This is a genomic window from Oceanicaulis sp., from assembly GCF_965284345.1.
Classification (GTDB): Bacteria; Pseudomonadota; Alphaproteobacteria; order Caulobacterales; family Maricaulaceae; genus Oceanicaulis; species Oceanicaulis alexandrii_A.
Genome location: NZ_OZ260073.1, coordinates 570,097 through 581,636, shown reverse-complemented (window position 1 = coordinate 581,636; position 11,540 = coordinate 570,097). Strand labels below are relative to the sequence as shown.

10 protein-coding genes are annotated in these 11,540 nt (G+C 61.5%); 2 read left to right on the top strand and 8 right to left on the bottom strand.

Annotation, left to right across the window (positions count from 1 at the left end; all coding sequences use genetic code 11):
• Positions 1 to 77: 77 nt before the first annotated feature.
• Entirely contained in the window at positions 78 to 983 is a 906-nt protein-coding gene (locus tag ACQ66J_RS02975) for an alpha/beta hydrolase (protein ID WP_430430427.1), read from the bottom strand.
• A gap of 91 nt (positions 984 to 1,074) precedes the next feature.
• Positions 1,075 to 1,935, bottom strand: coding sequence for a LytTR family DNA-binding domain-containing protein (locus ACQ66J_RS02970; protein WP_430430426.1), 861 nt, complete (start codon positions 1,933 to 1,935; stop codon positions 1,075 to 1,077).
• 116 nt (positions 1,936 to 2,051) lie between these two features.
• Here ACQ66J_RS02970 and ACQ66J_RS02965 point away from each other — a divergent pair, with 116 nt between their 5' ends.
• A complete protein-coding gene (locus ACQ66J_RS02965) occupies positions 2,052 to 2,993 on the top strand; it encodes a hypothetical protein (RefSeq protein ID WP_430430425.1) in 942 nt (313 codons plus the stop codon).
• A gap of 23 nt (positions 2,994 to 3,016) precedes the next feature.
• Here ACQ66J_RS02965 and ACQ66J_RS02960 read toward each other — a convergent pair whose 3' ends face one another.
• From ACQ66J_RS02960 to ACQ66J_RS02935, 6 genes are all read right to left on the bottom strand, one after another.
• Positions 3,017 to 5,317, bottom strand: a complete 2,301-nt coding sequence (locus tag ACQ66J_RS02960; protein WP_430430424.1) for an ATP-dependent helicase — start codon at positions 5,315 to 5,317, stop codon at positions 3,017 to 3,019.
• A 119-nt stretch (positions 5,318 to 5,436) separates the two neighbouring features.
• Positions 5,437 to 5,751, bottom strand: coding sequence for a HigA family addiction module antitoxin (locus ACQ66J_RS02955; RefSeq protein WP_430430423.1), 315 nt, complete (start codon positions 5,749 to 5,751; stop codon positions 5,437 to 5,439).
• Between the two features lie 11 nt (positions 5,752 to 5,762).
• Complete coding sequence (locus ACQ66J_RS02950) at positions 5,763 to 6,050, bottom strand: type II toxin-antitoxin system RelE/ParE family toxin (protein ID WP_430430422.1); 288 nt, start codon at positions 6,048 to 6,050, stop codon at positions 5,763 to 5,765.
• A 41-nt stretch (positions 6,051 to 6,091) separates the two neighbouring features.
• On the bottom strand, positions 6,092 to 7,744 hold the full coding sequence (locus ACQ66J_RS02945) for a chloride channel protein (RefSeq protein ID WP_430430421.1): 1,653 nt from the start codon (positions 7,742 to 7,744) through the stop codon (positions 6,092 to 6,094).
• A gap of 42 nt (positions 7,745 to 7,786) precedes the next feature.
• Entirely contained in the window at positions 7,787 to 8,005 is a 219-nt protein-coding gene (locus ACQ66J_RS02940) for a ribbon-helix-helix domain-containing protein (RefSeq protein ID WP_430430420.1), read from the bottom strand.
• A 5-nt stretch (positions 8,006 to 8,010) separates the two neighbouring features.
• Positions 8,011 to 9,111, bottom strand: a complete 1,101-nt coding sequence (locus tag ACQ66J_RS02935; RefSeq protein ID WP_430430419.1) for an NADH:flavin oxidoreductase — start codon at positions 9,109 to 9,111, stop codon at positions 8,011 to 8,013.
• A gap of 291 nt (positions 9,112 to 9,402) precedes the next feature.
• On the opposite strand from ACQ66J_RS02935, the gene ACQ66J_RS02930 reads away from it, so the two are divergent.
• Positions 9,403 to 11,517, top strand: coding sequence for a TonB-dependent receptor (locus tag ACQ66J_RS02930; RefSeq protein ID WP_430430418.1), 2,115 nt, complete (start codon positions 9,403 to 9,405; stop codon positions 11,515 to 11,517).
• The last annotated feature ends 23 nt before the right edge of the window (positions 11,518 to 11,540 follow it).

The following is an 11,540-nucleotide window of genomic DNA, read 5'->3' as shown; positions in this document are numbered from 1 at the left end:
CTGTAATCAGAACAGAGCGGTTCCGGTAGATCCCGGATCGCCTTCGGCGTCCGGGATGACGGATGAGTGGGTAGAAATTACTCCCCCAACAGCCGCTCAACCTCACCCAGAATAACCTCCCAAGCGGGCGCGGTCGGGTCGATCAGTTCGAAATGCCCGGCGTCATCGAGCGTCACTTCGGTGACCGGATCGCCCGCCGTTTGCGCCTCAGCAGCATACGCCACGCCAAACTGTGGCGGCACGATGGGGTCGAGCGCGCCGGAGATGATCACCTGTTCCACATGCAGGGGCAGAAGCTGATCCGGTGATGTGTCGGCATAGGGCGCCGCGCCGGGATGACCGACGATCAGCGCGTCGACGGTGTCGGGCTCGCCGCAGCGGCCGGGGCCCTCGCTGCGATAAAGCTCTAGATCATTGATGCCCGCGAGGGTGATGACGCCGTTGGGGATGAAGGGATCTGGAGTGGCCAGAGAACTGTCTGAGAGCTGCCCGCGCGCGGCGGCCCACAGCGCCAGATGCCCGCCCGCGGAATGGCCCATCAGCACGGTGCGCTCAAGATCAATGGGATAGGTCTCAGCCAGCGCCCTGACATGATCAACCGCCATCGCCACGCTTTCAAACGTGCCGGGATAGCCGCCCGTCTCATGGCCGAGGCGCGGATAGGTGAGGTTCCACACCGCAATGCCGCGCGCTTTCAGATTGGCGTTCAACTGGTCTTGCAGAATGGTGCCCGGAATGGCCGCCTGCCAGCACCCGCCATGGATCATGATCACCAGCGGGACGGGGGCGTCGCCCGCGCTCTCTGGCAGCCAGAGCTCGCCATATTGCTCCTCGCCGACCCCGTATGGGATGCGGGCGTCTGCGGGCGCGCGCTCACGGTCCAGCAAATCGCGCCAGCTGATCGGACGCGCGTCGGCGTATGGGTCCTGTGCGCACGCGGACAGGAAAACAAGCAAGGTGGAGGCGAGCAGGGCGAGGCGCATTTGGGTATCCGGGTCTGTTATCACAGCGAGCCTGAACTCTCAGGCGTGCCGGGGACACAAAGGTGAGGATCTACGGTGATAGTGCAAGCTTTTAAGAGGTTGGCTGACGCGCTTTCCATTCTGCTAGCACATAAGCTTCCCGGGCTCGCGCAATAGGGATGAGGGCGCCGGTATTGAGTCGAAAGGCGGTGTCTCGGCTGCGCGTTTCGACAGAGTGGATTATCGCCCAGGCGACCCACCAGGAGCGATGAGTCTGTATGCCGTCATTCAGCGACAGCCTTTTGAGCGCGTCGCCCATACGCCCCCGGACCAGCACTGTCTGAGAGGCAGTTTTCACCTCCAAATAATGGTCGACAGACCTGATATGTTCTATCGCGCCTTGCGGCCAGTCTGACAGAGTTTGAGGAGAGGGAGCTGGCAGCAAACCGGCAATGACGGGGCGGAAGGCCAGTTCCAGCACTTCATCGACATGGTCGGTGGAATATTCCTGCACGACCCAAAACCGCTCATGAGCTGTTTTTGCGAGCACGACCAAGGCCGAAACAGGCAAGACGAAGGGCGCGAGAAAGAGCGCGAACGCCAACCAGGGGTCAAAATCATAGGGCAGGATAGGTGTGAGCTTCAGCGCCTGAAGTTGCACTGTCATCAATGTGAGAACTATCACTGCAGTCAAAGCGCCGATGACGAAAGCAGACGTTTTTTTGCTCAAGATGCGCCGGATCAGATCGAAACCCAGAGAGGTTTGAACAATCAGAAGCGTCGCGGTCAGGCTGTGAAAGCTCAGCCGGCGCCAAAAAGGAAAAGCGTCGCTGTCAAAAGCGCCGCTGACACTTAGGACCAGCGCCAATGTGAATATGCTGGCGCCATGCAGCACAAGTGTGCGTATCCGGTCTCGTAGCGACAGCCAGCTTGAAATGCGCGCCTGAAGCATCTGGGAGGTATCGGCCTTCACGACGCACGTCTCTGACAGTTCACGACCTGGACCGACATTTGGCGACATCTCTGTTTCTTCTGAGGGCTCATACGGTTACCGCAGCCTCTTACACTGCAAAACTGGAGCCTATGACCATGCTTGTCCAAACCCTTGTCGCATTGATATGTTTTGGTGTCAGTACGATCACAGCCTTTCCCTCCCATGCGCTTGCGCTTCCTCCTGGGTCGGGGGTGATGGAGGTTGAGACGCCGGGCGTCGACGGGCCGATCGTCGTGCACTACCATCGCGGATCCGGTCACAGCGCAGATGATCCTATTATCGTTGTTCTGCCTGGCGGCGGACGAAATGGGGATTCCTATCGGGATTCTTGGATCGATAGTGCTGAGCAGTATGACTTGCTTGTACTGGCTCCGTCCTTTGATGAGCGGCGTTTTCCTGGCCCGATCAACTACAATCTAGCGGGCATGATCGCCGATGACGCAAATCTGCGGACTTTGGAGACCGTCACTTTGAGAGAGGCGCCCGAGGAATGGCTGTTCGCTCGTATCGAGGCCATTTTCGATGCGGCCGTGGCGCGTTCAGACTCGGCGCAAACCCAGTATGATCTGTTTGGGCATTCGGCTGGCGGACAAATCGTGCATCGCATGACCTTGTTCGCTCCTGACACGCGCATCAGACGCGCACTAGCTGCGAATTCAGGTTGGTACACGATCCCCTCGTCTCAGACCGCCTTCCCGTACGGACTGGACGGGGCGCCTATGGATGAGCAGCAGCTCGAGACCGCCTTCGAACGCGACTTGGTGGTTTTTCTAGGCGAGCTGGATAACGCTTCTGAAACACGCGGACATTTGCGTCATACGCCAGAGACTGATTCACAGGGTCTGCACCGGCTGGCCCGGGGGCAATCCTTCATGCGACTTGCGGCTGAACAGGCGACCTCAAAGGACGCAGAGGGTTTTGCCTGGGAGTGCGCCATTGTGATTGGCGTGGGCCACGATTATAGGCGAATGGGCCAGGCCGCCGCAGAGTATCTGTATGGCGCATCTGAAAACGTAGGGATATGCGATACGCAATAGACCTTTGGAAAGAGCGGAAAGGGCTAAGGCGCCGCTTCAACAAAGCTCGCCACCACCTTCTTCAGGCCGGCCTTGTCGAAGGCCACGCTGAGCTTGGCGCCGTCGGCGGTTTTCACCGTGCCATAGCCGAATTTCTGGTGGAAGACGCGGTCGCCGGGTTTCCATTTGGAGGTTCCGCCCACCGAGCTGGTGTCGAGCAAGGTCGCCTGGCCTTCAATGACGCCCGGATCAGGGCGGCGGCCCGACGCTTTGCTGGCTTGGAAGCGTTTCCAGCCGGGGCTTTCATAGCTGGATTTGAAGGGATCGGCGCTTTCCGCCACACCTTCAAATCCTGGCCCGGCGTCGTAATAGCCGGTCTCCGATTGCGCTTCGCAATGCTCGTGCGGCATTTCATCGATGAAGCGCGACGGCAGCACCGATTGCCAGCGGCCGAAGATCATCCGGTTGGCGGTGAAGCTGATGATCGCGCGTTGGCGCGCGCGGGTGATGCCCACATAAGCGAGGCGGCGTTCTTCTTCCAAAGCCGCCGTGCCGCCCTCATCCATTGAGCGTTGAGAGGGGAAGACGGTTTCTTCCCAGCCCGGCAGGAAGACGAGCGGGAACTCAAGGCCCTTCGCGGCGTGCAGCGTCATGATGGAGACCTCGTCGCCATCCTCGGTACGATCCGCGTCAGAGACGAGCGCGATGTGTTCGAGGAAGGCTTCCAGACTGTCAAACTCGCCCATGGAGCGGACGAGTTCCTTGAGGTTGTCGAGCCGGCCAGCGGCCTGAGGGCTCTTGTCCTCGCGCCACATGGCCGTATAGCCGCTTTCATCGAGGATCACTTCGGCCAGCTCGTCATGGCGCATGGTCTGTGACTGCTCGGCCCAGCGATCGAGATCGCGCAGAAAAGCGATCAGCCCGGTGCGGCCCTTGCCCCTTATCTCGTCGGTCTGGGTCATCAGGCGCGCGGCGGCGGCCATGGACACTTCGGCGCCGCGGGCGGCCATGGCGATCTTCTGAACCGAGGTGTCGCCCACCCCGCGTTTCGGGGTGTTCACCACGCGCTCAAACGCCAGATCATCATCCAAGCTGCGCACCAGCCGCAAATAGGCGAGGGCGTCACGGATCTCGGCGCGCTCGAAAAAGCGCGGTCCGCCGATCACCTTGTAAGGCAGGCCCAGCATGATGAACCGGTCTTCAAACGCCCGCATCTGCCAGGAGGCCCGCACCAGCACGGCGATGTCTGAATGCTGTCCGCCCGAGCGCACATGGCCCTCGATCTCGTCAGCGACAAAGCGCGCTTCGGCCTCGCCGTCCCAAAGCCCGGACACCTGAACTTTCTGGCCGGGATCATCCTCGGTCCACAGCGTCTTTCCAAGCCGCGCCTTGTTGGCGGTGATCAGCCCGGCTGCGGCGCCCAGAATATGGCCCGTCGAGCGGTAATTGCGCTCGAGGCGAATGACTGTCGCGCCGGGAAAATCCTGCTCAAAGCGCAGGATGTTGTCCACTTCCGCGCCGCGCCAGCCATAGATCGACTGGTCGTCATCGCCCACGCAGCACACATTGCCCGAGCCGCGCGCCAGAAGGCGCAGCCACAGATACTGGGCGACGTTCGTATCCTGGTATTCGTCCACCAGAAGATAGCGGAACTTCTTGTGATACTCCGCCAGCACATCGTCCTGGGTCTGGAAGATAGTGATGTTGTGCAGCAGAAGATCGCCGAAATCACAGGCGTTCAGAACGCTCAAGCGGTCCTGATAGAGTTTGTAGAGTTTTTGCGCCTTGCCGTCGGCGAAGCTCCATTTGTCCTCTTCAGGAATGCGCTCGGGCGTCTGGGCGCGGTTCTTCCAGCCGTCGATCAGGCTGGCGAGATGGCGCGGCGTCCAGCGTTTCGTATCAATGCCCTCGGCTTCAAGGATCTGTTTGAGGAGCCGCAGCTGGTCATCGGTGTCGAGAATGGTGAAGCTTGATTTCAGGCCCACCAGCTCGGCATGGCGGCGCAGGATCTGCGCGGCGATGGAGTGAAAGGTCCCCAGCCAGGGCAGGCCCTCGACCTGTTCGCCGATGATCTTGCCCACCCGGTCTTTCATTTCGCGGGCAGCCTTGTTGGTGAAGGTCACCGACAGAATGTTCCAGGGCTGCGCCTTGCCGGTCGCCAGAATATGCGCCAGCCGCGTGGTCAGAACCCGCGTCTTGCCCGTCCCCGCGCCTGCTAGCACCAAGACGGCGCCGTCAATCGCTTCGACCGCGGCGCGCTGTTCAGGGTTCAGCCCGTCCAGATAGGCGGCGTCGGCGCGCGGCGCCCGCGGGGCCGCCTGCTGGGAAAGGGGAAGAGAGGACATGACGCAGGCTTTCGCAGTTCGATTCGCACAGGAGAACGAAACTAGCACATCCGCATGGGATGCGTAGGGGCGGCGATGTCATCGGTGTGACGCGCAGGCGCGCCTAGCGGTGCTCTTCCTCAGGCCGACAAGCGTGTGACTTCAGCTTCGATGTCGCGCCATCGCCCGGCGCGGAGTTCTGCAAGATCATAGGTCTGCTGAAGGTTCAGCCAGAATTGCGCCGAGGTTCCGAAGGCCGCGCCAAGGCGGACCGCAAGCTCGGTCGAGACTGACTGCTTGCCCGTGACGAACCGGGACAGGTTCGCGGCGCTGATATTCATTGCGGTTGCTGCGCGGCGGGTCGAGAGATCAAGCGGTTTGAGGAATTCCTCAGCCAGATACTCGCCCGGATGCACCTTCAGGCTTGTGGCCATGGTTTCGTCAGTCTGGCTCATGGGCTGTATCCTCAATGATAGTCCGTAACCGTCACGTCTTCGGGCCCCTTGGCGGTCCACACAAAGCAGACGCGCCATTGATCATTGACCCGGATCGAGTGTTGCCCGGCGCGGTTCCCTTTCAGGGCTTCAAGCCGGTTTCCGGGCGGCGCCTTCAGATCGTCCAGAGAGGTTGCTGCGTGGAGCGCGAGAAGTTTACGGGCTACAACGCGTTGTACATCCGTCCACCCGCACCCTTTTGAGGGCTTGCCGGTCAGAAAGAAGCCGTGGCTCACCTTGTCAGCAAAGCTCTGGATCATGATGTAACGTAATGCGTAACGCGCAACATATCAAGACGCGTCTAACGATGCTCTTCCTCATGCCTCGCCTGCAGCGCGCTGGCGTAGGCGGCGTGGGCGTCGGCCTTGGTGATGTAGCCGACAATGGGCTGGTCGCCATGTCGGGAGCGGACCTGGGCTCCGTCGAGTTTTTCCGCTGAGAAGAACCCCATCACGCGCCCCAGATAATCATCGTCATAGACGCACGATTCATCGAGCTCGCCGGCTGTGTCATGGCTGTCGAGCGGGGTCATGATGTCGCGCGCGCGGATCGTCTGCAGAATGACTCGGGCATCGCCCTGGGTCAGGTCAAAGCCGTGCCGCTCCACCTGTTTGTGAAAGAAGCTGCCCTTTGTGACAGAGGTGGTGATCACGCTCGCGAGCGACACGCAGACCAGGAGCGCGATCGAGGCTTCATAACTGGCGGTCAGTTCAAACACGATCAGCGTGGTCGACAGCGGCGCGCCCAGAACCGCCCCGCCGACCGCGCCCATGCCGATCACCGCAAAATAGGCTGAGCCCGCGCTGTCCGGGCCGATCAGGGGCGCCGCCAGCGCGCCATAGAGCGCGCCCAGCATGGCCCCGAGATAAAGCGAGGGCGCGAAAATGCCGCCGCCGAACCGGAACGCCATGGTGGCCATGGTGGCGATCAGCTTGAGCACGATCAAAGCAGCGAGCGTGGCGATGGCGTAGCCGCCCGCCAGCGCCACGGAGGTCGCCTCATAGCCCACGCCCAGCACTTCCGGCGCCAGAACGCCCATGCCGCCAATGATCAAGCCGCCAACAGGCGGCAGCACCCAGAGCGGGACCGACAGGGCCTGCGCGCGGGTCGCGACCAGGCGCGGCGCATTGAACGACAAAAGGATGCAGGCGATGGCCACACCCGCGGACGCCAGCCCCAAGGGAATGATGGCGATGAAATCGGCGAGACTTGCGGGCGGAATGTCGGGCACGGTGAAGGCCGGGCTGGCGCCGAAATGGATGCGCGACAGGATGGCGCCGATGACGCTGGAGGCGGCTACCGGACCGATGGAGCGCAGGGCGTAATGGCCCAGCACCACTTCGAACGCGAACAGCGCCCCGGCGACCGGCGCGTTAAAGCTGGCGGCCACCGCCGCCGCTGCGCCGCAGGCGAGCATGATGCGCGCGCCGCGAGCGGGCAGGTTTAAGGGGCGGCTGATGAAGCTGGCGAGCGAGGCGCCCAGATGGACCGACGGGCCTTCGCGCCCGGTCGAGCCGCCAGCGCCGACGGAGACGGCGTTGATCAAGGCCGACCACAGGCCAGGCAGGAGCGGCATTTTCCCGCCCTGCGCCGCGCGCGCTTCCATGACGTCAGCCACACCCTCAGCCCGGGTTTCGGGCAACCAGTTGGTTTTGAGACCCACATACAACAAGAGCGAGACGATGCAGCCGCCCGCCACAGGCGCCAGGATAATGTGATGGACCGGCAGGCCTGACGCCGTGCTGGCCAGGCGTTCGGAAAATTCGCCAAACGCGACGAATTGCACGGACTGGATCGCCAGCCTCAGCCCGATGGCGGCGTAGCCCGCGACCACGCCCACCACCAGCGCCAAGAGCCAGAGCGCTGGCGAGCGTCCATCGGCGAAGCTGTTCTTGAGATAGCGAAGAAGCTTGTCGAACGGCGATGGCGGGGGCGGGTTGATGGCGGTGCTCATGCCATCTTCAAACCCCGCGTGCGCTATGGCGTCAACTGCGGATCAACCCTGACCGGCGGTCAGGGCGCGATTGAGCGCCCAGACGCGGCAGGCGCTCGACAGCGGTTGGCCGGGCTCGCGTCTCTCGTCGATCGAGGTCACGAGCCCGGCCAGGGATCCGCCGGAAACGCTCAGTTCTTTGTCGATCACGGACCAGAATTCCGGCTCGAGAGCCAGAGAGGTCGCGTGTCCTTTCAAGGTGACTGAGCGTTTCTTGAGCATGGTGTCTAGGCCAGTTCTTTCAGCGCTTCAGCGTTGAAGTCTTCAAGTTCGTCAAAACGGCCGTCCTTGACCTTGCGGGCCCAGGCGTAATCAGAGAGCAGCGCCCGACCGACGCCGACCAGGTCGAACTCGCCCGCGTCCAGACGCTCAATCAGCTTGTCGAGGCCGGACTTTTCAGAGGCTTCCCCCATAAACGCGCCGATGAAGTCACTATTAAGGCCGACCGAGCCCACAGTGATGGCGGGTTTGCCGGTGAGCTGTTTCGTCCAACCCGCGAGATTGAGGTCAGAGCCTTCAAACTCGGGCAACCAGAAGCGGCGAGTGGAAGCGTGGAAGATGTCGACGCCGGCGTCTGAAAGCGGCGCCAGAAACGCTTCAAGCTCGGCCGGGGTCTGGGCCAGTTTCGCGTTATAATCTTGCTGCTTCCATTGCGAGTACCGCAGGATCACAGGCAGATCGGCAGGGATGCGGGCGCGGACAGCGCGGATGATCTCTTGCGCGAATTCGGTGCGCGAAATCATGTCGCCGCCATAATTGTCGTCGCGCTGGTTCATGCCGTCCCAGAAGAACTGGTCGATCAGATAGCCGTGGGCGCCATGCAGCTCGATGGCGTCAAAGCCGATCTTGGCGGCGTTCTCCGCGGCTTCGGCGAAGGCGCGAACCGTGTCGTCGATCTCGGCCTGGGTCATCGGCTCGCCAACTTTTTTGCCGCCGGGCATGATGCCGGACGGGCTGTCGGACGGCGCCTCAGGGTGCGGGCCGGTGCCGGGCTTGCGCGCCAGACCCACATGCCAGAGCTGAGGCGCGATCTTGCCGCCCTTGGCGTGAACCGCGTCCACCACCTTTTTCCAGCCCGCCAGGGCTTCGTCGGTGTGAAAGTTCGGAATGCTTGGATCAAAGCTGGCGCCGGGGCGGTCGACGGTTGTGCCTTCGGTGATGATCAGGCCCACATCATTGGCCGCGCGGCGCTCGTAATAGCCGACCACATCATCATTGGGCGCGCCGCCCGGACTTTTGGAGCGGGTCATCGGCGCCATGACGATGCGGTTCTTCAGTGAGAGCGAGCCAAGCTCGAAGGGTTGATACAGAGTGTGGGTGTCGAGCATGGGGGTCTCCGGACTGCGCGAAATCATCGCACCCAGTTGGATATATCGCGCGCGACAATCAAGACGTCATTATGAATAGGGTTATGCCTGTAGCGGCTCAGGCAGAGTATTCTTCAGCTATATCAGCGCAATACGCAGATAACCCTAGGGCGCAGCTTTCTGAGCTTGGCGCTGCAATCACAGCCGGGAACCTGTAGCTGCAACTGATAATGAGATTGATTATCGAAAAGCCTCCGCTATAACCCGTCACCAACGCAACGCATTCTCAATTTCAAATTGGACCTGCCCAGCATGCTGAACTCGAGTGCGCGGATGATGACCGCGCTGGCCACCCTCTTCACCCTCGGCGCGGCGCCCGTCTGGGCGACGGAGACGACCGAGCAGACTGCCGTGGACACCATCACGGTTACGGGGCGCTTCCTGTCCATCGACCGGCTGAACGCGGTGAAGACGCCGACGCCGGTGCTGGACGTGCCGCAAAGCCTGTCCATCGTCACCCGGGCTCAGCTTGAGGATCAGGCTTTCAGCTCCATCGCGGACATTCTGCGCTACACGCCGGGCCTGGCCGTCAGCCAGGGTGAGGGCCATCGCGACGCCATCATCATTCGCGGCAATCAGAGCACGGCGGACTTCTTCCTCGATGGTGTGCGCGACGATGTTCAGTACTACCGTCCGCTTTATAATCTGGAGCAGGTGGAAATCCTGCGCGGCGCCAATGCGCTTCTGTTTGGCCGCGGCGGCGGCGGCGGCGTGGTCAATCGCGTCACCAAGACGGCGCAGCTCGACGAGAATTTCGGCGGCCTGACCTCAAGTCTCGACACGTTCGGCGCCTATCAAGTGGCAGGCGATGTGAACTCGGTGCTGTCTGACACCGTGGCTTTCCGGATCAATGTGTTCGGCGAGCATCAGGACAACCATCGCGACGTGTTTGAAGGCGACCGGTTTGCGGTCAATCCGACCTTCACCGTGGATCTGGGTGATCAGACCCAGGCCGTGTTCAGCTATGAATATGTCAATGACGACCGCGTGGTGGATCGCGGCGTGCCGTCAGTGACGGTCGTGGGTGGCCCGGACGTGCCGCTGGAGGGGTATCGCGACACCTTCTTCGGGTCCGCCGATGGCAACTACACCACGCTGGAAGCCAGCATTTTCCGCACGCGCCTTGATCACACCTTCACAGATACTCTGCGCGGCAATGTGACGATCCAGTACGCCGATTACGACAAATACTATCAAAACATCTATGCGGCCGGCTTTGACGCCGCCGCCAGCCCGCAACGCCTGACGCTCGACGGGTATGCGGATGAGACCACGCGTCAGAACTTCATCGCCCAGGGCAATCTGGTGGGTGAGTTTGACACGGGTCCGTTCAGTCACACGGTCTTGCTGGGTGTCGAATATGGCGATCAGTCCACCAGTAACGCCCGCATCGACAATACGTTTGCGGCCAGCAATGACGACCAGATCACCATCGACTTCTCCACGCCGGTGATGGTCCCTGACTATGCGTTCGTGGATACGCTGCGCGATCGCGAATCTGACGTACAGTTCGCCTCGCTGTACCTGCAGGACCAGATTGATCTGACCGATCAGCTCAAGCTGGTGCTGGGCCTGCGTTTTGACCGCTTTGACGTGGATGTGCTGGACCGCGAAGCGGTGTCAGCGACCGATGACGGCCGTCGCGGCCGGGTGGACGAGGAAGTCTCCCCGCGTCTGGGCCTGATCTACAAGCCTTTGGAAAACGTCTCGGTTTACGCCAGCTATGCGGAATCCTTCTTGCCCAGCGCCGGCGACCAGTTCCTGACGCTGACCCGCACCACCGAAGACGTGCAGCCGCAGCGTTTCGAAAACACGGAAGTGGGTTTGAAATGGGATTTCACCCGCAATCTCAGCCTGACCACGGCGCTGTTCCGTGTTGAGCGCGGCCTGTTCACCTCCGTCGACCCGAACAATGTGTCCCAGGTCATCACCATTCCGGGCAGTGTGACGGACGGGTTTGAAGTCCAGCTCACCGGTCAGCTGACCGACGCCTGGACCGTGAACGCCGGCTATAGCTATCTCGACAGCACGATTGACGGCGGCGGGTTTGACGGCAATCGCACTTTGCAGACGCCTGAACACATGCTCTCGATCTGGAACGAGTATCAGGCCACCGACCAGCTCGCCCTGGCGCTGGGCGTGACCTATCAGGACAGCTATTTCGTGCGTGAGGACAATGCGGTGCTGGTGCCTGACTACACCCGTGTGGACGCGGCGGTGTTTTACGATCTGACCGATCAGACGCGCCTGCAGCTTAATGTCGAGAACCTGCTCGACGAGGACTATTTCCCCGACGCGCATTCCAACGACAATATCTCGACTGGCAAGCCGCTGAATGCACGGATCACGATCCGCCACCAGTTCTAGGCTCCAGAGCTGTCATTTTGAGA

Bases quoted from the DNA above. Each gene is read 5' to 3' on its own strand.
- ACQ66J_RS02940 (WP_430430420.1), bottom strand. From the start codon at position 8,005: ATGCTCAAGAAACGCTCAGTCACCTTGAAAGGACACGCGACCTCTCTG.
- ACQ66J_RS02950 (WP_430430422.1), bottom strand. From the start codon at position 6,050: ATGATCCAGAGCTTTGCTGACAAGGTGAGCCACGGCTTCTTTCTGACC.
- ACQ66J_RS02975 (WP_430430427.1), bottom strand. From the start codon at position 983: ATGCGCCTCGCCCTGCTCGCCTCCACCTTGCTTGTTTTCCTGTCCGCG.
- ACQ66J_RS02955 (WP_430430423.1), bottom strand. From the start codon at position 5,751: ATGAGCCAGACTGACGAAACCATGGCCACAAGCCTGAAGGTGCATCCG.
- ACQ66J_RS02930 (WP_430430418.1), top strand. From the start codon at position 9,403: ATGCTGAACTCGAGTGCGCGGATGATGACCGCGCTGGCCACCCTCTTC.
- ACQ66J_RS02965 (WP_430430425.1), top strand. From the start codon at position 2,052: ATGCTTGTCCAAACCCTTGTCGCATTGATATGTTTTGGTGTCAGTACG.
- ACQ66J_RS02960 (WP_430430424.1), bottom strand. From the start codon at position 5,317: ATGTCCTCTCTTCCCCTTTCCCAGCAGGCGGCCCCGCGGGCGCCGCGC.
- ACQ66J_RS02945 (WP_430430421.1), bottom strand. From the start codon at position 7,744: ATGAGCACCGCCATCAACCCGCCCCCGCCATCGCCGTTCGACAAGCTT.
- ACQ66J_RS02935 (WP_430430419.1), bottom strand. From the start codon at position 9,111: ATGCTCGACACCCACACTCTGTATCAACCCTTCGAGCTTGGCTCGCTC.